Origin of the sequence: Mycobacterium sp. WUMAC-067, assembly GCF_020217485.1 — a bacterium.
Taxonomy (GTDB): domain Bacteria; phylum Actinomycetota; class Actinomycetes; order Mycobacteriales; family Mycobacteriaceae; genus Mycobacterium.
Genome location: NZ_JAEKMI010000007.1, coordinates 172891 through 191905, shown reverse-complemented (window position 1 = coordinate 191905; position 19015 = coordinate 172891). Strand labels below are relative to the sequence as shown.

19 protein-coding genes are annotated in these 19015 nt (G+C 69.2%); 10 read left to right on the top strand and 9 right to left on the bottom strand.

Going from position 1 to position 19015, the window contains the following annotated elements; genetic code table 11:
• Positions 1–69: 69 nt before the first annotated feature.
• Complete coding sequence (locus tag JF781_RS07605; protein WP_225326202.1) at positions 70–483, bottom strand: VOC family protein; 414 nt, start codon at positions 481–483, stop codon at positions 70–72.
• A 68-nt stretch (positions 484–551) separates the two neighbouring features.
• Between JF781_RS07605 and JF781_RS07600 the strand changes: the two genes are divergently transcribed.
• From JF781_RS07600 to JF781_RS07585, 4 genes are read left to right on the top strand one after another with little or no spacing between them, the layout of a single operon-like run.
• Complete coding sequence (locus JF781_RS07600; RefSeq protein WP_225326201.1) at positions 552–1514, top strand: alpha/beta fold hydrolase; 963 nt, start codon at positions 552–554, stop codon at positions 1512–1514.
• Positions 1514–2701: an LLM class flavin-dependent oxidoreductase gene (locus tag JF781_RS07595; protein ID WP_225326200.1), complete on the top strand. Its 1188-nt coding sequence runs from the start codon at positions 1514–1516 to the stop codon at positions 2699–2701. Before JF781_RS07600 ends, JF781_RS07595 begins: the two co-directional genes overlap by 1 nt.
• Complete coding sequence (locus tag JF781_RS07590; RefSeq protein WP_225326199.1) at positions 2701–3714, top strand: zinc-binding dehydrogenase; 1014 nt, start codon at positions 2701–2703, stop codon at positions 3712–3714. Before JF781_RS07595 ends, JF781_RS07590 begins: the two co-directional genes overlap by 1 nt.
• 33 nt (positions 3715–3747) lie before the next feature.
• On the top strand, positions 3748–5331 hold the full coding sequence (locus JF781_RS07585) for an HNH endonuclease signature motif containing protein (protein ID WP_225326198.1): 1584 nt from the start codon (positions 3748–3750) through the stop codon (positions 5329–5331).
• 4 nt (positions 5332–5335) lie between these two features.
• On the opposite strand, the gene JF781_RS07580 is transcribed toward JF781_RS07585, so the two are convergent.
• A complete protein-coding gene (locus tag JF781_RS07580; RefSeq protein WP_225326197.1) occupies positions 5336–6574 on the bottom strand; it encodes a PPE family protein in 1239 nt (412 codons plus the stop codon).
• Positions 6575–6585: 11 nt separating this feature from the next.
• Positions 6586–6885 (bottom strand): PE family protein, encoded by a 300-nt coding sequence (locus JF781_RS07575; protein WP_225326196.1) that lies wholly within the window; start codon positions 6883–6885, stop codon positions 6586–6588.
• A 420-nt stretch (positions 6886–7305) separates the two neighbouring features.
• Here JF781_RS07575 and JF781_RS07570 point away from each other — a divergent pair, with 420 nt between their 5' ends.
• Positions 7306–8049 carry an SIMPL domain-containing protein gene (locus tag JF781_RS07570; RefSeq protein ID WP_225326195.1) on the top strand — a complete coding sequence of 248 codons (744 nt, stop codon included), beginning with the start codon at positions 7306–7308 and terminating at the stop codon, positions 8047–8049.
• A 29-nt stretch (positions 8050–8078) separates the two neighbouring features.
• On the opposite strand, the gene hpt is transcribed toward JF781_RS07570, so the two are convergent.
• Genes hpt through dacB form a run of 4 tightly spaced genes read right to left on the bottom strand, consistent with a single transcriptional unit; the run spans position 8079 to position 12119 of the window.
• Positions 8079–8690, bottom strand: a complete 612-nt coding sequence (gene hpt, locus JF781_RS07565) for a hypoxanthine phosphoribosyltransferase (protein ID WP_225326194.1) — start codon at positions 8688–8690, stop codon at positions 8079–8081.
• 50 nt (positions 8691–8740) lie between these two features.
• Positions 8741–9703 (bottom strand): tRNA lysidine(34) synthetase TilS, encoded by a 963-nt coding sequence (gene tilS / locus JF781_RS07560; RefSeq protein ID WP_225326193.1) that lies wholly within the window; start codon positions 9701–9703, stop codon positions 8741–8743.
• Entirely contained in the window at positions 9682–10737 is a 1056-nt protein-coding gene (locus tag JF781_RS07555; RefSeq protein ID WP_225326192.1) for a zinc-dependent metalloprotease, read from the bottom strand. Before JF781_RS07555 ends, tilS begins: the two co-directional genes overlap by 22 nt.
• On the bottom strand, positions 10734–12119 hold the full coding sequence (gene dacB, locus JF781_RS07550; RefSeq protein WP_225326191.1) for a D-alanyl-D-alanine carboxypeptidase/D-alanyl-D-alanine-endopeptidase: 1386 nt from the start codon (positions 12117–12119) through the stop codon (positions 10734–10736). Before dacB ends, JF781_RS07555 begins: the two co-directional genes overlap by 4 nt.
• A gap of 115 nt (positions 12120–12234) precedes the next feature.
• On the opposite strand from dacB, the gene JF781_RS07545 reads away from it, so the two are divergent.
• Positions 12235–12723 (top strand): inorganic diphosphatase, encoded by a 489-nt coding sequence (locus JF781_RS07545; RefSeq protein ID WP_225326320.1) that lies wholly within the window; start codon positions 12235–12237, stop codon positions 12721–12723.
• Here the strand turns inward: JF781_RS07545 and JF781_RS07540 are convergent.
• Positions 12704–13792 carry a DUF475 domain-containing protein gene (locus JF781_RS07540; RefSeq protein ID WP_225326190.1) on the bottom strand — a complete coding sequence of 363 codons (1089 nt, stop codon included), beginning with the start codon at positions 13790–13792 and terminating at the stop codon, positions 12704–12706. The two genes, JF781_RS07545 and JF781_RS07540, sit on opposite strands and share 20 nt — an antisense overlap.
• A gap of 125 nt (positions 13793–13917) precedes the next feature.
• Between JF781_RS07540 and JF781_RS07535 the strand changes: the two genes are divergently transcribed.
• From JF781_RS07535 to JF781_RS07525, 3 genes are read left to right on the top strand one after another with little or no spacing between them, the layout of a single operon-like run.
• A complete protein-coding gene (locus tag JF781_RS07535) occupies positions 13918–15180 on the top strand; it encodes a hypothetical protein (RefSeq protein WP_225326189.1) in 1263 nt (420 codons plus the stop codon).
• A 35-nt stretch (positions 15181–15215) separates the two neighbouring features.
• On the top strand, positions 15216–15917 hold the full coding sequence (locus JF781_RS07530; RefSeq protein WP_225326188.1) for a glycosyltransferase family 2 protein: 702 nt from the start codon (positions 15216–15218) through the stop codon (positions 15915–15917).
• Positions 15918–15939: 22 nt separating this feature from the next.
• The gene (locus JF781_RS07525) at positions 15940–16281 is read left to right on the top strand and encodes a DUF2304 domain-containing protein (protein ID WP_064940286.1); all 342 of its coding nucleotides are present in this window, start codon (positions 15940–15942) and stop codon (positions 16279–16281) included.
• Here JF781_RS07525 and JF781_RS07520 read toward each other — a convergent pair.
• Positions 16278–17222, bottom strand: a complete 945-nt coding sequence (locus JF781_RS07520) for an NAD-dependent epimerase/dehydratase family protein (RefSeq protein WP_225326187.1) — start codon at positions 17220–17222, stop codon at positions 16278–16280. The genes JF781_RS07525 and JF781_RS07520 overlap by 4 nt on opposite strands.
• Between JF781_RS07520 and JF781_RS07515 the strand changes: the two genes are divergently transcribed.
• Positions 17188–19005, top strand: a complete 1818-nt coding sequence (locus tag JF781_RS07515; protein ID WP_225326186.1) for a hypothetical protein — start codon at positions 17188–17190, stop codon at positions 19003–19005. The two genes, JF781_RS07520 and JF781_RS07515, sit on opposite strands and share 35 nt — an antisense overlap.
• Positions 19006–19015: the final 10 nt, after the last annotated feature.

The following is a 19015-nucleotide window of genomic DNA, read 5'->3' as shown; positions in this document are numbered from 1 at the left end:
GTGGCGATCGCCAGCTCCGGCAGAGCCGGGCTGCCCAGTTAACGATCGGCAGTTCCCAGGCCGACGGGCTCACTCGTAGTAGCGGGCCTCGATGACATTGCCGTCTGGATCGGCGAAGTAGTACGTGTGCGGCGACCAACCCCGCGCGCCGAAGCTGTGGTGCAGCCGCACGCTGGTGTCCACGCCTGCCGCCTGCAGGCGCGCGTCGAGGGCGTCGTATTCGGGTTTCGACAGGGCAAGGCAGACGTGATTGACCGGTTGGCCGGCGCTCCCTTCGACCACCGCGGACGACGCCGCGCCGGAAGCCATCTCGAGTGGCATCAGGTCGATGATGGAGTCCTCGGAAACCCGCACGCTCGGGAAGGGCGCCTCGCCGGCCTCGAACTCGGCGAACCGCACCGGCGTCAGGCCGACGATCCTCGAGTAGAAGTCCATCGCCGCGCGCGGATCCTTCGTCCACAGAACTACGTGGTCCAATCGCATGCACAAATTATGCTGCGCCGAGCCGAAAGACCCTTCTCAGTCCGCAACCGTTGTGCTTTGGTGAGACGGTGCCCCCAACCCAACGGTTAGTAGATACCAATGGTGTGCGGCTGCGGGTGACCGAAGCGGGCGACCGCGGCGCACCCGTGGTGATCCTGGCCCACGGCTTTCCCGAACTGGCCTACTCCTGGCGCCACCAGATAGACGTCCTCGCGCAAGCCGGCTACCACGTGCTGGCGCCCGATCAGCGCGGCTACGGCGGTTCGGATCGCCCGGATGCCGTCGAGGCGTACGACATTCACCAGTTGACCGCGGACCTTGTCGGTCTGCTCGACGACGTCGGCGCCGAGCTCGCCGTGTGGATCGGGCACGACTGGGGCGCGGCCGTGGTGTGGAACGCTCCGCTGCTGCACCCCGACCGGGTCGCGGCCGTCGCCGCGCTCAGCGTGCCCGTGACGCCCCGGCCCAAGGCGGCCCCCACGGCCAGGTGGCGGAAAATATTCGGCGAGAACTTCTTCTACATCCTGTATTTCCAGGAGCCCGGCGTCGCAGATGCCGAACTCAATGGTGCCCCCGCGCTTTTCCTGCGGCGGATGATGGCCAGCGCAGGAACGTCGGGCGACCAAGCCGCGGCGCTGCGGATGGCGGCCCCGGGCCCGGAAGGCTTCATCGAACGCCTTCCCGAACCCAATGGTCTGCCGGACTGGATCAGCCAGGCCGAGCTCGACCACTACATCGGCGAGTTTTCCCGCACCGGATTCACCGGCGGGCTCAACTGGTATCGCAACTTCGACCGCAACTGGGAAACCACCGCCGAACTCGACGGGGTGAAGATCTCGGTGCCGTGTTTGTTCATCGGTGGGACGGCCGATCCCGTCCTGTCCTTCACTCCCGTCGACCGCGCATCGGAGATGGTTTCCGGTCCGTATCGGCAGCTGATGATCGACGGCGCCGGGCATTGGCTGCAACAGGAGCGCCCCGACGAGGTGAACGCGGCGCTATTGGAATTCCTCAACGGATTGGAGCTTTGATGAGCGCGCCCCTGCGTTTCGGTGTCTTTATCACACCATTTCACCCGGTCGGTCAATCCCCAACGGTGGCACTGGAATACGACATGGAACGCGTCGTCGCGCTGGATCGGCTCGGGTTCGACGAGGCGTGGTTCGGCGAACACCACTCCGGTGGCTACGAGCTGATCGCCTGCCCGGAGGTATTCATCGCCGCGGCGGCCGAGCGGACCAAACACATCCGGCTGGGCACCGGAGTGGTGTCGCTGCCCTATCACCATCCGCTGATGGTGGCCGACCGCTGGGTGTTGCTGGACCACCTGACCCGCGGCCGGGTCATGTTCGGCGCCGGTCCGGGGGCGCTGCCGTCGGACGCGTACATGATGGGCATCGATCCCGTCGATCAGCGACGGATGATGCAGGAGTCCCTCGAGGCCATCCTGGCGCTGTTCCGCGCCGCACCCACCGAACGAATCGACCGCCACTCCGACTGGTTCACCCTGCGCGACGCCCAGTTACATATCCGGCCCTACACCTGGCCCTATCCCGAGATCTCCACGGCGGCAATGATTTCACCGTCAGGGCCGCGGTTGGCCGGCGCGCTGGGCACCTCGCTGCTGTCGCTGTCGATGTCGGTGCCCGGCGGCTACGCGGCGCTGGAAACCACCTGGGACGTGGTGCGCGACCAGGCCGACAAGGCCGGACGCGACGAGCCGGACCGCGGCGACTGGCGCGTCCTGAGCATCATGCACATCGCCGACAGCCGCGAGCAGGCGATCGACGATTGCACCTACGGGCTACAGGATTTCGCCAACTACTTCGGCGCCGCCGGGTTCGTCCCGTTGGCCAACAGTGTCGAAGGCACCCAGACGCCACACGAATTCGTCGCCGACTATGCGGCCAAAGGAAATTGCTGCATCGGCACGCCCGAGGACGCCATCGCCCACATCGAGGACCTGCTCGACCGCTCCGGCGGCTTCGGCACCCTGCTGATGCTCGGCCACGACTGGGCCTCACCCGAGGCGACGCACCACTGCTACGACCTGATGGCGCGCAAGGTGATTCCCCACTTCAAACGCCAACTCGAAGCCTCCCGCGCATCCCACGACTGGGCCAAGGGCAAGCGCGACCACTTGATCGGCCGGGCGGGCGAGGCCGTGGTCAAAGCCATCACCGAGCACGTCGACGAACAGAAAGATGCGGTGCACTGATGCGCGCCTCGGTATTGCGCGACGGACGCATGGTCTACCGCGACGACGTGCCCGACCCGATACCCGAAGCCGGCCAGGTGCTCGTCGGCGTGCGGGCGTGCGGAATCTGCGGCTCCGACCTGCATTTCGCCGCCCACGGCGCCCAGGTGTTGGAAATGACCGATCGGGCGGCGGGCGGCGCGGGGAGCATGCACGTCGACCTGAACCACGACATCTTCATGGGGCACGAATTCAGTGCCGAGATACTCGAAGCCGGTCCCGACACCGAGACACATCCACCGGGCACGCTGGTCACGTCGCTGCCGGTGCTGTTGTCCGCCAAGGGAGTCGAGCCGATTGTGTACAGCAACAGCACAATCGGCGGCTACGCCGAACGGATGCTGCTTTCGGCGCCGCTGCTGCTGCCCATCCCCAACGGCTTGGACTTCAAACACGCGGCCCTCACCGAACCCATGGCGGTCGGGTTGCACGCCGTCAACAAGTCCAACATCGCACCGGGCGAGACGGCCCTGGTGTTGGGCTGCGGCCCGATCGGGATCGCCATCGTCGCCGCCCTTCGGTCCAAGGGCGTCGAAACCATTGTGGCGTCGGACTTTTCGCCCAAGCGGCGCGAGCTGGCCACCGCGATGGGAGCCCACCAGACGCTGGATCCGGCGCAGGGCTCGCCCTTCGACACCGTCAAGCCCGCGGTGGTGTTCGAGGCCGTCGGGGTGCCCGGCATCATCGACGACGTCATGCTCCGGGCGCGGCCGGGCACCCGCCTGGTGGTCGCCGGGGTGTGCATGCAACCCGACACCGTGCATCCGTTCTTCGCGATCGCCAAAGAGATCAACGTGCAATTCGTGCTCGCCTACACACCCGACGAGTTCGGCGACTCGCTGCGCGCGCTGGCGGAGGGTGAGATCGACGTCAGCCCGCTGATCACCGGCGAGGTGGGCCTGGATGCGGTCGGCGCGGCCTTCGACGACCTGGCCGACCCCGAGCGGCACTGCAAGGTTCTCGTCACTCCCTGAAAATTGTCGGAGGGGCCACCTATAATCGAACGCATGTTCGAAGTACCGTCGGATCCCGCCGCTCTGGTGGCGCTGATCGAGTCCACGTATCGGGAGGAGTCGATGCTGGTGGCGCGGCGGTTGGCGGCGGTGGCGGCGCTGCTGCGGCATCGGGTGGCCACTGCCGACGGGGCCGATCGGGAGTACGCCGAGATCGACGGCTTCGAGCAGACCGCCGCCGAGGTCGCCGCGGTGATGAACCTGTCTGCGATGGGTGCCAGTTTCCTGGTGTCGCACGCCGAGGCGCTCGATACCCGCCTGCCACGGGTGGCGGCGCTGTTGGCCGAGGGGCGAACGGATTGGCGCACGGTGCGTTTGGTCATCACCCGCACCGATCTGGTCACCGACCCGGAGGTGATCGCCACGCTCGATGAGTCGTTGGCCGCCCGGATCGGGAATTGGCACAGTTGGTCGCGGCAGCGGATCGTCAACGCGGTTGATGCCGCGGTGCGGGTCGCCGATCCCGACGCCGCCCGGGAGCGTCGGGTGGCCGCCGAGGAGGACCGTTACGTCGCCATCAGCGCCGCGGACAACGGGATGGCCGAGATCCGCGGTTCGGTGGCGGCCGCCGCCGCGACGGCCTTTGATCGCCGGCTGTCCCAACTCGCCAAGCAGGTGTGCCCGGCCGATCCACGGACGATGGATCAGCGCCGCGCCGACGCACTGTCGGCGCTGGCCGACGGCCGCGGGTTGGGTTGTGCGTGTGGACAAGCCGACTGCCCCACCCGGGCCGGCGAGCACGCTCGCGAAGGTGAGCCGACCGGGGCGCGGGTGGTCGTCAACGTGGTGGCCGGCGAGCAGACCGTCTACGCCGATGGGGCTGAGCCCGGCTATCTGGAGGGCTATGGCGTCATCGATGCCGATCAGGTGCGCCGGTTGGCGGCCGCCGCGTCGGTGCTGGTGGCCAACCCGGTGACCAGTCCGGTCGAGGCCTTGCGCTATCAACCGTCGGCGGCGCTGGAGCGGTTCGTGCGCTGCCGCGATCTCACCTGCCGCTTCCCCGGATGCTCCCGCCCGGCGATGATCTGCGATGTCGACCACACCATTCCGTTCAACCATCAAAATCCGCGGGCGGGTGGGCGCACCGTCGCGGAGAACTTGAAATGTCTGTGCCGCCAGCATCATCGGCTCAAAACCTTCGGGGGCTGGCGCGACAAACAGTTGGCCGATGGAACCGTGATCTGGGCCTCGCCGACCGGCAACACCTATCGGACCTCGCCGGCGGGTGCGGATTTGTTTCCGGCGGCGCGCGCCCCGGCCTGCGCCGCCCCCGAGCCGAGACGACGCAGCCGATCCCGGCAGCGCAGCGCGCGAATCACCCAGGCGCGCACCCACAATCGCGAGCAGCGCCCGATCAACGAGGCCCGCCGTCGACTCGAACAGGACCGCAAAGACGAAATCGCGGCACGCAAGTTCCGAAACCACATGCGCGACATGCTGTTCCTGTTCAAGGGAACACCGAGTACCAGCCCCTACTGCACCTGGGTCAACGACCCCCGAGAACCCGAAGAACTGCCCCCCGACTGGGAACCCGACCAACCCACCCTGCAGCCCCTACCCGACGACCCACCCTTCTGACGCATCACCCACCCGCGGGGGGCTGCGCGATGACCGTGGGCTTGAAACCGTATCGGGGAGTGACGAAGTGGGCCGCGACGCCGCGCCCCGCCCCGGCGGCGGGCACCATCGGCACCCCGCCCACCGCGTTCGTGGCACGTTCGACGGCCCCCGCGGCGGAGGCACCGTTGAGCGCCACGGCGACCGTCGGTGCCGGGGCCGCGCTCGCCCAGGCGGCGGGCACCGATAACCCGCCGATCGACGCCGCCTTGCCGACGGCTCCGCCGATTGCGCCGATCGAGCCCAGGCCCGCACCCGAAACGGCGGGAAGGGCCGCTTCTGCGGCCTTGGCGACGCCCTCGGCGGCGGACTTCGCGGCGGGCATGAAGCCCTGCGCGAGGCTTTGGATGTCCTTGAACGCGGTGGTGAACAACCGCGTCGGCGAAATCAATCGGATGAACGCGTCAAAAGGCGTGCTGGCGTCCAAGGTTTGCGACCCGGTCAGTCCCTCCAACAGGTCACCCAGCGGACCCCCGACGACGATCCCATCGCCCTCCGGGTTCAGGCCGAACCCTCCCAAGGACAGCGTGGGATTGGCGGACGACGGGGACGTGTTCGTCGACCCCGCCAGCGCCGAAAGGGCTTGGGGCACCGCGTCCAGGCCCTGCCCGCTGTTGCTGCCGGTGGCGCCGGCCGCCTGGGCCACCGCAGCGGCCTGACCCGCGACGCCGGTCGGGTTCGTGGTGGGCGCCGCCAACTCGAACGCCGGCAATGTCGACGCCGCCGCCGAGGCGCCGGCATATTCGTACATCGCGGCAGCGTCCTGGGCCCACATCTCGCCGTATTGCGCCTCGGTGGCCGCAATCGCCGGGGTGTTCTGCCCGAGGAAGTTCGTCGCCAGCAACTCCATCAGCAACGCCCGGTTCGCCGCGATCACCGGTGGCGGCACCGTTTCGGCGAACGCCGCCTCGTAGGCACCGGCCGCCGCCACGGCTTGATGCGCCGCCTGTTCGGCCTGCCCACCCGTGCCGCTGAGCCACACCAGTTGCGGCACGGCCGCGGCGAGCATGGATGCCGCGGCCGGCCCCTGCCATGGTCCGCCCTCGAGGCCCGCGATCACCGACCCATACGAGGATGCCGCGGAATGCAGGCCGGCGGCCAATCCACTCCAGGCCGCCGCGGCGGCGAGTAGCGGCCCCGAACCGGGCCCCGAATACATCAGCGCGGAGTTGATCTCCGGCGGTAACTCCGCGAAGTCCAGCATCGGGTCCTCGCCTAACCGACCGCGGCGGCGTTGGCCAATTCCGTGGCGGCGTACGAACCGGCGCTGATGCCAAGCGTCGTCGCCAACTGCTCTCGCATCAGAGCTGCCTGCGCACTGATCTCCTGGAAGAGCTGTCCGTGCCGGGAGAACCGTGCGGCCGTCAATATCGACACCACATCGGCGGCGGCGGGGGCCACCGCGGTCGTCGTCGCGATCAACGCCGAATTGTTTTCCTGCACTGCGGCATTGATGCCGTGCAGATCACGCGAAGCCGCATCCAGTATTTCCGGCTGTGCCATCAGAAACGACATGGTGAGTCCTCAAAACCCTTTCAATTAACCAGCTTTCGGCGCCCGTCACCGGCACCGAGTTCGACGCTCGTCACGTTAGGCCGGTGACCTCGGATGATGACAGCCTGCGGGCCGCTATTTCATGGCCGGTTGGACAACTATTCATTTAGCTGGCCACAAACGCTGCCACTTTTGGATTCGGCATGAATCTCGCTATAATCCAATATGATTGGAGTCATATATGTTCCTATATGAGCGCGCATACGCGTCCGCCTAGCTTTGCTGGCTCAGGATTCGGGGCTAAACATGCCGTCGCACAAGGTAATTCGCGACCACGATCGGCTGGATCCGACGGCGGGGCCTGGGGCGCCGGCCATGCCGCCGCGCGCCGACACAGGACTCCGCCACACGGACGACGGCCCAGCGGCTAGGGTGCCAGGCATGCCGGTCGCAACCAACGCCTCGAGTTTTGTCCGCCGATCGATTGCGGTGGCCGCGGCCTGCCTGACCGTCGCCGCGGCGTCGGCGTGCGACGAACCCCGCCCGTCACGCCCGGGCGCGAACCCCCGGCAGGTAACGGTTTTGGGTACCGGGCAAGTTCAGGGCGCCCCGGACACCCTGACCGCCGACGTCGGTATCGAATTCACCGCCCCCGACGTCACCACCGCCATGAACCAGACCAACGACCGCCAGCAGGCGGTCCTCAACGCGCTGCTCGGCGCCGGCGTCGACCACAAGGACATCAGCACCACCGAGGTCACCCTGGCGCCGCAGTACAACAACCCCGGACCCAGCGGCACGGCCGACATCACCGGGTACCGCGCCACCAACGCCGTCGCCGTCAAGATCCACCCGCCCGATGCGGCGTCGCGGCTGCTGGCCCTCATCGTCGGCACGGGGGGCGACGCCACCCGGATCAGGTCGGTCCGCTATTCCATCGCCGACGATTCGCAGCTGGTCAAGGACGCCCGCGCGCGGGCGTTCAACGATGCCAAGAGCCGCGCCGAGCAATACGCCCAGCTGTCCGGGCTCCGGCTGGGCCGGGTGCTGTCCATCTCGGAGGCCACCGGCAACCCCCCGCCGGTCGGGCCGCCGACGCCGCGGGCCATGCCGTCGATGGTCCCGCTCGAGCCCGGCCAGCAGACCGTGAACTTCTCGGTCAGCGCGGTGTGGGAGCTGGACTGACGCAGCCGGATGGCGGCGATCGCCGCGAGCTACTGCTGGTAGACCCTGGGGTCCAGGGTGCCGATGTAGGACAGGTCGCGGTAGCGCTCGTCGTAATCGAGGCCGTAGCCGACGACGAAGTCGTTCGGGATGTCGAAGCCCACGTACGAGATGTCGACGTGGGCTCCCTTCGCGTCCGGCTTGCGCAGCAGCGTGCACACCTTCAGCGACCGCGGATGCCGCGTTTTGAGGTTGCGCAGCAACCAGGACAGGGTCAGGCCCGAGTCGACGACGTCCTCGACGATCAGCACATCGCGGCCCTGAATGTCGCGGTCCAGGTCCTTGAGGATGCGCACCACCCCCGACGAGGACGTCGATGAGCCGTACGAGCTGACGGCCATGAACTCGAACTGGGTGGGCACCGGGATCGCGCGGGCCAGGTCGGTGACAAAGATCACGGCGCCCTTGAGCACGGTGATCAACAGCAGGTCCTGGCCCGTCTCGCTCGCGGCGTCGCGGTAGCTCTCCCCGATTTCGCGGCCGAGATCGGCGATCCGCGCCTGAATTTGCTCCGCCGTCAGCAGGACAGACTTGATATCCCCGGGGTAGAGCTCCGCGGGCTGGGCGGGGGTGATCGCCGAGGAGATCTGGGCCACGCCCACAGAGTGCCACGCCGACGGGCGGATAACCAACGGCGGCCCCGATATTGCGGTCAGTGGACCGGTTCGCGCCACAGCGTCAAAACGCCGTCCCGGCGGCCCGCGAACAGCCGCTCGTCGGGCAGGGCCGACCCCACCGCCACCCCGCCCTGGCCGCGCCATCCGGTGACCAGGGCGTCGACCCCCCGAATCTGCTTGTCGGTCAGCCCCGTTGCGCCGCCCGCCAGGAGCCAGGCCCGGATCACCCGGCGCCGAACGGGCGCGTCCAGCGTCGCCAGCGCCGAGACCCGCAGCCCCGGGCCCTCCTTGGCGTCGGGCAGCGCCCGGGCGGCCAGGGTGTCGATCAACTCGTTGTCCTCCCGCAACGCGGTCGCGGTGCGGGCCAGCGCCTCGGCGACGCCCCCGCCGAGCACGTCTTCGAGCAGCGGCAACACCTCGGCACGCAGCCGGGTCCGGGTGAAGCGGCGGTCGCTGTTGTGCGGATCGCGCCACGCGGTCAGGCCCAGCTCCCGGCACGCGTCGTGCGTCACCGCGCGCCGGACCCCCAACAACGGCCGACACCACGGCGGATCGTAGGGGCGCATCCCGGCGATCGAGCGCACCCCGGACCCCCGGCCCAGCCCCAGCAGCACCGTCTCGGCCTGGTCGTCGAGCGTGTGGCCGAGCAGCACCGGGCCGTCATGGTAGGCGGCCAGCGCGGCATAGCGGGCGGCGCGCGCGGCCGCTTCCGGACCGCCTTGGCTGCCGACCTGCACCCGAACCACTTGCGCCGCAACACATCCCAGTTCCATGGCCTGCGCCCGGGCGGTTTCGGCGACGTCGGCCGAGTCGGGTTGCAGGCCGTGGTCCACCACCACCGCGGCGGTGGGTCGCAGCTGGGCCGCCACCGCGGTGAGCGCCAACGAATCCGGGCCACCGGACAGGGCCACGCACCATTGGTCGACGGTGGCCAGATGCGTCTTGATGAACGCCTCGACCGCCGCGCGCAGCCGGCCTACAGCACCCTGTCGATCCATCGCCGGGGCTCTTCGATCTCGTTGGGCTGCGGCAGCGTCTCGGGCCCCGTCCAGATGGCGTTGAATCGCGCCATCCCCACCTGGCCCACGACGTCATCGACGAACGCCTTGCCACGGGTGTATTGGCTGAGCTTGGCGTCGAGTCCCAGCAGTGCGCGCAGCAGGCGCTGCAGGGGCGGTTGCTTGCGGTGGCGGCGCTCGTCGAAGCGGCGGCGGATGGTGGCCACCGACGGCACGGCCATCGGCCCGACGGCATCCATGACGTGGTCGGCGTGGCCCTCCAGCAGCGTGCCCAGCACCAGCAGCTGATCCAGGGCGTGGCGCTGGGGCTCGGACTGGACCGCCCGCACCAGACCGAGGATCCCCGCCGAGTTGGCGTCCGAGGCCGGATTGCCGCGATTGCGGGCATAGTCGGCGAGCCGGCTCACCACCTCCCCCAGGTCGTCGCCGGCGTCGCGGGTGAGCAGGCCCAGCGCCTCCGACATGTAGTCGGGCAGCCACGGGTTGGCGGTGAACTGAACCCGATGGGTGACCTCGTGCAGGCACACCCACAGCCGGAAATCGGACGGGTCGATCCGCAGTTGCCGCTCGACGGCGATGACGTTCGGGTACACCAGCAGCAGGCTGCCGGCCCTGGCCCCGTTATCGCCGGCGAACGGGTCGTATTGGCCGAGGATCCCCGAGGAGACGTAGGCCAGGACGGCGCCGGTCTGCGCGCCGGTGATCCGGCCCGTGAGAAATCCGCGTGGCTTCTCGGCGCCGTTCATCATCACCCGCATCGACTCGGCCGCGGCGGCAATCCATTCCGGGCGGTCGACGATGCGGGCGGCGGGCACGGCGCCACCTGCGACCAGGCCGGTGACCTCACGGACCAGGGGTTCGGCGTTGGCCGCCGCGCCGACGAGTTCGTCGATCACCTGGCGCCGGGTGTAGTCGCTGGACGGCGGGCCGGGCCGGGCCAGCCGCCGGCCGACCGTGGCCGCGAATTGCCAGTCGACCGCGGTGCCCAGCGTCAGGTCCGGCGCCGGCGTCATGAGCACCCGCAGAACCAGAGCCTGGTCGCCAGCGCGTCCATCGCGTTGCGGCCGGTCGGGCCCGCGTCGTTGGAGATGAACGCGAAGGTGAGCACCCGGCCGCTGCGGTCGGTGAGCACCCCGGCCAGCGCGTTGATGTTGGTCAGCGAGCCGGTCTTGGCCCGCAACCAGCCGGCGGGGCCCTGGCTGGTCGAGGCGTCGACGAACCGGTCGCCCAGCGTGCCACTGCCGGCGGCGATCGGGAGCAGATCCAGCAGCGCGCGCAGCGCCGGCTGGTCCGGCCCGGCGGCGGCCTGCAGCACCCCGTCGAGCGTCTTGGCCGTCAGCCGGTCGTCGACCGAGAGCCCGCTGGAATCCAACAGCGCCGCACCCGCGGTGTCGACGTGGGCGGTGCTCAACCTGTTGGTGACCGCGTCGGCCGCACCGGCGAAGCTGCGCGGCCGGTTGATCGCGGCGGCCACCTCACGGGCGATGCATTCGGCCAGCACGTTGTCGGAGTGGTCCATCATCTCGGACAGGCGCTGCACCAACGGCGCCGACTGCACGACGGCCAGCTGGCGCGCTCCGGACGGCGCCGTCGCGATCGTCACCGCGGCGGGATCGAGGTTCAGCGCCTTGGCCAGCTCGCGGCCGGCATCCAGCGCCGGCGTCCGGGACCTCCGGGAGTTGACCGTGGTCGGCTGGATGCGTCCGGCGTCGATCATCACCGACTCGATCGGCGCGATGTCGCCGTTGTCGACGTCGGCGGGATCCCAGCCCTGCGCCATCGTCGGCCCGCTGAACGCCGAGGTGTCCACCTGCACCGCGGTCGGGGTCACGCCGCTGCGCCGGATCTGCTCGACGAGGTCGCTGATGCGGGCCGCGCCCCGGTACCAGGTGTCCTGCCCGGGCGGTGCGGCGGACAGCACCGGATCGCCGGCGCCCACCAGCACGACGGGGCCCTGGGCGTTTTGGCTGCCGGCCACCACCCGGGTGCTGATCCGGGCCTGGCGGTCCAACGTCAGCAGGGCGGCGGCCGCCGTCAACACCTTGTTGGTCGACGCCGGCACCAGCGGCATGTCGTCCGCCACCTGCCACAGCTCTTTGCCGGTGCTGGCGTCGGTGATCCGGCCGCCCAGCCTGCCCAGGTTGGGGTCGCCCGCCACCGGCGCCAGCGCTGCGCTCACGCCCGGGCCGCTGGGCAACTCGGCGGTATCGCTCACCGGGACCATGCCGGGCTTGACCGTGGGTGCGTGCGGAGCCGGGATCGGAGCGCGCGCACTGCCCGCGCCATGCCCGGTCGTGGTGAAAAACGTTGCCGCCACCACCACGGCAGCGACGAACGCCAGCACGCCCAACCCGATGAACACTGGGGTGGATTTTTGCCAGCGAGTACGGGCCATCACTCTCCTGACTGTTTGAACCCATTCTGCCGAATCGGCGGCGATGGGCTCGACTAGGGTGTAGCAGAGCAAAATTGGCCTGCCCATGCAGACACCCAGACAAGGAGCCGACGCGGTGGAATTCGACGTGACCATCGAGATCCTGAAGGGCCAGCGGAACAAATACGAGATCGATCACGAGACCGGTCGGGTGCGTCTGGACCGCTACCTGTACACCGCGATGGGCTACCCGACCGACTACGGCTTCATCGAGGACACCCTCGGCGAGGACGGCGACCCGCTGGACGCCATGGTGCTGCTGCCGCAGTCGGTGTTTCCCGGGGTGATCGTGGAGGCCCGTCCGGTGGGCATGTTCCGGATGACCGACGAAAAGGGCGGCGACGACAAGGTTTTGTGCGTGCCGGCCGGCGACCACCGCTGGGACCACGTCCAGGACATCGGCGACGTGCCCGAGTTCGAGCTCGACGTGATCAAGCACTTCTTCGTGCACTACAAGGACCTGGAGCCGGGCAAGTTCGTCAAGGCGGCGGACTGGGTTGGTCGCGCGGAGGCCGAGGCCGAGATTCAGCGCTCGGTGGAGCGGTTCAAGACCGAGGGGCACTAGCGACCGCACCGGCCCTGCGCCGGTTGCGCAGCAGGCTCCAGCCCAGCGCCGCTCCGATGAAGACCACCCCGACCGAGGCGGTGACCGCTTCGGGGACCTGCAGGCCAGGGTCGATGGATCCCAGCATGATCACGGCCAGCGCGCCGATGGCCCAGTGCGCGCCGTGTTCCAGGTACACGTACCGGTCCAGGGTTTCTTGCTTGACCAGATAGATGGTGATGGACCGCACGAACATGGAGCCCACCAGTCCGAGCCCGAGCGCGATGACGATCGGGTCCGAGGTGATCGCGAAGGCGCCGGTGACCCCGTCGAACGAGAACGCGGCGTCGAGAACCTCGAGGTAGAGGAACAGGGTGAACCCCGCTTTGCCGACCGCCTCGGCGGCCGTCATGCCCTCGACGTCGGCCGGGCGGAACGCGCGGCTCAACCCGTTGACCACCAGGTAGGTCACCAAGCCCAGCACTCCGGCGGTCAGCACCGTGGCACGCTCGTCGGCCGAATGCGTCAACCGCGAGCCGACCAGCACCAGCGTGGCGCCGGCCACCACCACCGACACCTGACCGAGTCGCCCGATGCGGGCGAAGGGGACCTCAATCCACTTGAGCCACTTGATGTCTCGGTCATGGAAGACGAAATCCAGGAACAGCATCAACAGGAACATCCCACCGAACGCCGCGATCTGCGGATGGGCGGAGAGGATCATCTTCTCGTAGCTCGGCGAGCCGTCCGGAAACTCCAGCGCGCCGTGCGGCGGCGGATGCAGCGCCAGTTCCAGCGCGCGAACCGGCCCGATCCCCGCGGTGGCCCACACGATCACCAACGGGAACAACAAACGCATCCCGAACACCGCGATGAGAATCCCGACGGTCAAAAACATCTGCCGCCAAAACGGGCTCATCCGCTTCAGGATCGCGGCGTTGATGATGGCGTTGTCGAACGACAGCGACACCTCGAGGACGGCCAACACCAGCAGCAGGAAAAGGTCCTCGAGGCCGCCGTGCGCATACCCCAGCACAAGGGCCACCACGGTGAGCAACAACGAGATGCCGAAGACGCGGTAGGCGGCCATAGGTCCTTTCCGACAGCCGCTCACACTAGCGAACCCGGTCGCGGCGCCGGGCTATCGGTTGCGGACACTTACTATTTTCAAATTGTGGCGATACATCGGCGCGGTCCGCTGAAAGCGCTGCCCCGATGACCGAAATCAGCGCGTCACAGGGGCCGGTGGCGCGCGGCGCCATGGCCCGCGTCGGCACCGCCACCGCCGTGACCGCGCTGTGCGGCTACGGCGTGATCTACCTGGCGGCCCGCGACCTGGCGCCCAGCGGCTTCTCGGTGTTCGGGGTGTTCTGGGGGGCCTTCGGGCTGGTCAGCGGCGCCGCGTTCGGCCTGCTCCAAGAAACCACCCGCGAGATCCGCGCTTGCTCAATTGGGGGGCCGTACCTGGAGGTCGCGCCGGTCAAGCGCACCCACCCGCTGCGGGTCGCCGCGCTGATCGGCGTGGCCGCGGCCGTCGTGATCGCGGGGACCGCGCCGTTGTGGAGCGGGCGGGTTTTCGTCGAAGACCGCTGGCTGTCGGTAGCGTTGCTCAGCGTCGGGCTGGCCGGCTTCTGTGTGCACACCACCCTGCTAGGCATGCTGGCCGGAATCAATCAGTGGACCCAGTACGGGGCGCTGATGGTGACCGACGCGGTCATCCGGGTCGCGATCGCGGCGGCCACCGTGGTGCTGGGCTGGCATCTGACCGGCTTCCTCTGGGCGACGGTCGCCGGCGCGCTCGCCTGGCTGATCCTGCTGGTGGCCTCGCCCGCCACCCGCGCCGCCGCCCGCCTGCTCACCCCGGGCGGCACCGCGAGGTTTCTGCGGGGCGCCGCGCATTCGATCACCGCGGCCGGCGCCAGCGCCATCCTGGTGATGGGTTTTCCGGTGCTGCTGAAGCTCACCAGCGCCGAGCTCGGCGCCGAGGGCGGGGTGATCATCCTGGCCGTCACGTTGACCCGCGCGCCACTGCTGGTGCCGCTGACTGCCATGCAGGGCAACCTGATTGCGCATTTCGTCGACGAGCGCAGCGACCGGGTGCGTGCGCTGATCGCCCCGGCCGGGATCGTCGCGGCGATCGGCGCGGTCGGGGTGCTGGCCGCGGGCGCGGTCGGCCCCTGGCTGTTGCGATTCGCCTTCGGGCCCCAGTACCACGCCAGCAGCGCCCTGCTGGCGTGGCTGACCGGGGCCGCGGTGGCGATCGCCATGCTGACGCTGACCGGCGCCGCCGCGGTGGCCGCCGCGCTGCACCGCGCCTACTCGCTGGGTTGGGTCGGCGCGACGGTCGCGTCGGGTCTGCTGCTGTTGCTGCCGCTGTCCCTGCAGACCCGAACCGTGGTCGGCCTGCTGTGCGGGCCGTTGGTCGGCATCGGCGTCCATCTGGTGGCGCTGTCGCGCGCCGGACGCGCATCGGGCTGATCTGGCCTGCACCAGCGTGTACCTTGTGGGCTTAGATGGGTACGGAAACGCAATATTCGGTCGTCTGGGTCGTCATTCCCGCCTTCAACGAAGCAGCTGTCATCGGCGAGGTGATAGCCGACGTCCGCTCGGTGTTCGACCACGTCGTCTGCGTGGACGACGGCAGCGCCGACGGCACCGGTGAGATCGCCCGGCGGGCGGGGGCCCACCTGGTCCGCCACCCCATCAACCTCGGGCAGGGCGCGGCCATTCAGACCGGCGTCGAGTACGCCCGCAAGCAGCCGGGGGCCCAGATTTTCGCGACGTTCGACGCCGACGGCCAGCATCGGGTCAAGGACCTGGCCGCGATGGTCGACCGGCTGCGCCCCGGGGACGTCGACGTGGTCATCGGCACCCGGTTCGGCACCCAGCAGGTCGCCCGGCCGCCGTTGCTGAAACGGATCGTGCTGCAGACCGCCGCGCGGTTGAGCCGGCGCGGTCGCCGGCTTGGCCTGACCGACACCAACAACGGGCTGCGGGTGTTCAACAAGAAGGTCGCCGACAGCCTGAACATCACGATGAGCGGCATGAGCCACGCGAACGAGTTCATCATGCTGATCGACGAAAACCATTGGCGCGTCGCCGAAGAACCGATCGAGGTGCTCTACACCGAGTATTCGAGGTCGAAGGGCCAGCCGCTGCTCAACGGCGTCAACATCATTTTCGACGGATTCCTGCGGGGGAGGATTCCAAAATGATCCGACATGAAAGGACCGGAAGATGAACTGGATCCAGGTGCTCCTGATCGGATCGATCGTCGCGCTGCTGGTGTATCTGCTGCGCTCGCGCCGCAACGCGCGGTCCCGGGCCTGGGTCAAGGTCGGCTACGTGGTGTTCGTGCTGGCCGGCATCTACGCCGTGCTGCGACCCGACGACACCACCGTCGTGGCGCAATGGTTCGGGGTGCGCCGCGGCACCGACCTGATGCTCTACGCACTGATCATGGCGTTCTGCTTCACCACGCTCAGTACCTACATGCGGTTCAAGGACCTGGAGCTGCGTTACGCGCGGCTGGCCCGGGCGATCGCGATGGATTCCGCCCAGGCGCCCGAAGCGGGCTAGCCGGTGTGCGTCCGCCGAAAGTAGTCCACCGTGCGGCGCACGCCCTCGGCGAGCTCGACCTTCGGCCGCCATCCCAAAACCTTTGCGGCAGAACCGATGTCGAGACAGGATCGCTTGAGGTCGCCGAGTCGCGGCGGCGCGAACTCCGGGTCGTCGGGGCCTCCGACCGCGGCGGCCACCGCCGAATGCAGTTGCCGGTCCGAGGTTTCGACCCCGGTGCCGATGTTGAAGCGCTGCCCGCCACCGGCGTCTCCGGACGCCTTGACGAAGGCGTCGACCACGTCGTCGACGAAAACGTAGTCGCGGGTATTGCTGCCGTCGCCGAAAACCTTGGTGGGCTTACCCGATAGCAGCGCCTGGGCGAAGATCGCCACCACGCCCGCTTCCCCGTGCGGGTCCTGGCGGGGCCCGTAGACGTTGGCCGGCGCGATGTGCGAGCAGTCCAGCCCGTACAGGTGGCGGAAGGTGTTCAGGTAGATCTCGCCGGCCACCTTCCCCGCGGCATAGGGCGACGCAGGATCGGTGGGGGCGTCCTCACCGGTCGGGTAGCGCGGCGGGACGCCGTAGATGGAGCCGCCCGAGGAGGTGTGCACCACCTTGCGCACCCCCGTCCTGCGGGCGGCCTCGGCCAGGCGCACCGTGCCGATCACGTTGACCGAGGCGTCGAACTGCGGGTCGGCCACCGAGTGCCGCACGTCGATCTGGGCGGCCAGGTGGAACACCACCTCCGGGCGGTGCTCGTCGAGGATGGCCTCCAGGTCGGCGGTCACGATGTCGGCCTCGACGAAGACATGCGCCGGATTGTCGGCCAGGTGCTCGAGGTTGCCCGCGCGGCCGGACGCGAAGTTGTCCAGCCCCACCACCGCGTGGCCGTCGGCCAACAGACGGTCGACTAGCGTCGAGCCGATGAATCCGGCTGCCCCGGTAACCAGTGCACGCACCGGCCCACCATACATAGCGGCGGCGGCCGCGGCGCTCATCGCGGTGCAGCTGGCGGTCCGCGCGGCGCTGGCGTTCCGGGGCTACTTCTATTGGGACGACCTGATTCTGATCGGCAAGGCCGGCACGCATAACCTGCTCGCGCCGTCGTATCTGTTCCACGATCACGACGGCCACGTGATGCCGGGGGCATTTCTGCTCGCGGGCACCATCATCCGGCTGGCGCCGCTGGACTGGACGTGGCCGGCGGTCAGCCTGGTGGTGCTGCAACTGCTGGCGTCGCTGGCGTTGTTGCGCGCGCTGCACGCCATCCTCGGCTGGCGGCCGGTGCTGCTGATCCCGTTGACGTTCGCGTTGTTCACGCCGCTCGGCGTGCCCGGATTCGCCTGGTGGGCGGCGGCGCTGAACTCGCTGCCGATGCTGGCGGCGCTGGCCTGGGTCTGCGCCGACGCCGTCCTGCTGGTGCGCACCGGCGATCGGCGCTACGCGGTGACCGGGGTGCTGGTCTATTTCGGCGGGCTGCTGTTCTTCGAGAAGGCCGCGGTGATCCCGTTCGTCGCGTTCGCGGTGGCCGCGCTGCTGTGCCACGTGACCGGTGACGGGAGCCTGCGGTCGGCGCTGGCGACGGTGTGGCGGGCCGGGGCGCGGTTGTGGACCGCGGCGCTGGCGCTCACCGCCGCCTGGGTGGCGCTCTATCTGGGCGTGGTCAATCAGCAGCGGTGGAGTTCCGACCTGTCGATGACGGGGCGGTTGCTGGCGCGCTCGATCACGCACGGCATCGTGCCCGGGCTGGCCGGCGGGCCCTGGCACTGGGACCGGTGGGCGCCGGCGTCGCCGTGGGCCACGCCCCCGCCGTCGGTGATGGCGCTGGGCTGGCTGGTGCTGGCCGGCGTGCTGGCGGTGTCGCTGGCGCGCAAGCGGCGCATCGGGCCGGTGTGGGCGACCGCCGCCGGCTACGCCGTGGCCTGCCAGGTGCCGATCTATCTGATGCGCTCGTCGAAGCAGACCGCGCTGGAGCTCGCGCAGACCCTGCGGTATTTCCCGGATCTCGTCGTCGTGCTGGCGCTGCTGGCCGCCGTCGCGCTCTGCGCCCCGAACCGGCCGGCCGGGCCGGGCTGGCTCGACGCGTCGCCGAAACGCCCGGCGGTGACCGCGGGTCTGGCGGTGTTGTTCGTGGCGAGCAGCCTGTACTCGACGGCCACGTTTTTGACCAGCTGGCGCGACAACCCGGCTCAGCCCTATCTGCAGAACGCCCGGGCCGCTCTGGCCGCGGCCCATGCCGCCTCGGACGCGCCGCTGCTTGACCAGGAGGTCGATCCGCTGGTGCTGCAGCGGGTGGCCGCACCGGAGAATCTGGCCAGCCACATGTTCGCCCTGCTGCGGGATAGGCCCGAATTCGCGCCCGCGACAACGCAATTGCGCATGCTGGACAGCTCCGGTCACCTGATCAAGGCGCGGGTGACCTGGGTTCGTACCATCGCGCCGGGGCCGATGCCGCGATGCGGCTATTTCGCGCAACCGGACAAACCGGCGCGCCTGGTCCTCGACGGGCCGCTGCTACCCGCCGACTGGACCGTCGAACTGAACTACCTGGCCAACAGCGACGGTTCGATGGTGTTGTCGATGACGCAGGGGCCCGAGGTCAAAGTGCCGGTGCATCCGGGACTCAACCGGGTGTTCGCGCGCCTGCCGGGCGCCGGGGATGCGATCACCGTGCGGGCCAACACCGCGGCGCTGGCGTTGTGCATCGCGTCGGGTCCGGTGGGTTTTCTGGCCCCGGGCTGAGCAGGGAAGT

Coding starts and splice junctions, on each gene's coding strand:
- JF781_RS07605 (WP_225326202.1), bottom strand. CDS start 483: ATGCGATTGGACCACGTAGTTCTGTGGACGAAGGATCCGCGCGCGGCG.
- JF781_RS07595 (WP_225326200.1), top strand. CDS start 1,514: ATGAGCGCGCCCCTGCGTTTCGGTGTCTTTATCACACCATTTCACCCG.
- JF781_RS07590 (WP_225326199.1), top strand. CDS start 2,701: ATGCGCGCCTCGGTATTGCGCGACGGACGCATGGTCTACCGCGACGAC.
- JF781_RS07585 (WP_225326198.1), top strand. CDS start 3,748: ATGTTCGAAGTACCGTCGGATCCCGCCGCTCTGGTGGCGCTGATCGAG.
- JF781_RS07580 (WP_225326197.1), bottom strand. CDS start 6,574: ATGCTGGACTTCGCGGAGTTACCGCCGGAGATCAACTCCGCGCTGATG.
- JF781_RS07575 (WP_225326196.1), bottom strand. CDS start 6,885: ATGTCGTTTCTGATGGCACAGCCGGAAATACTGGATGCGGCTTCGCGT.
- JF781_RS07570 (WP_225326195.1), top strand. CDS start 7,306: ATGCCGGTCGCAACCAACGCCTCGAGTTTTGTCCGCCGATCGATTGCG.
- tilS (WP_225326193.1), bottom strand. CDS start 9,703: ATGGATCGACAGGGTGCTGTAGGCCGGCTGCGCGCGGCGGTCGAGGCG.
- JF781_RS07555 (WP_225326192.1), bottom strand. CDS start 10,737: ATGACGCCGGCGCCGGACCTGACGCTGGGCACCGCGGTCGACTGGCAA.
- dacB (WP_225326191.1), bottom strand. CDS start 12,119: ATGGCCCGTACTCGCTGGCAAAAATCCACCCCAGTGTTCATCGGGTTG.
- JF781_RS07540 (WP_225326190.1), bottom strand. CDS start 13,792: ATGGCCGCCTACCGCGTCTTCGGCATCTCGTTGTTGCTCACCGTGGTG.
- JF781_RS07535 (WP_225326189.1), top strand. CDS start 13,918: ATGACCGAAATCAGCGCGTCACAGGGGCCGGTGGCGCGCGGCGCCATG.
- JF781_RS07530 (WP_225326188.1), top strand. CDS start 15,216: ATGGGTACGGAAACGCAATATTCGGTCGTCTGGGTCGTCATTCCCGCC.
- JF781_RS07525 (WP_064940286.1), top strand. CDS start 15,940: ATGAACTGGATCCAGGTGCTCCTGATCGGATCGATCGTCGCGCTGCTG.
- JF781_RS07515 (WP_225326186.1), top strand. CDS start 17,188: ATGAATCCGGCTGCCCCGGTAACCAGTGCACGCACCGGCCCACCATAC.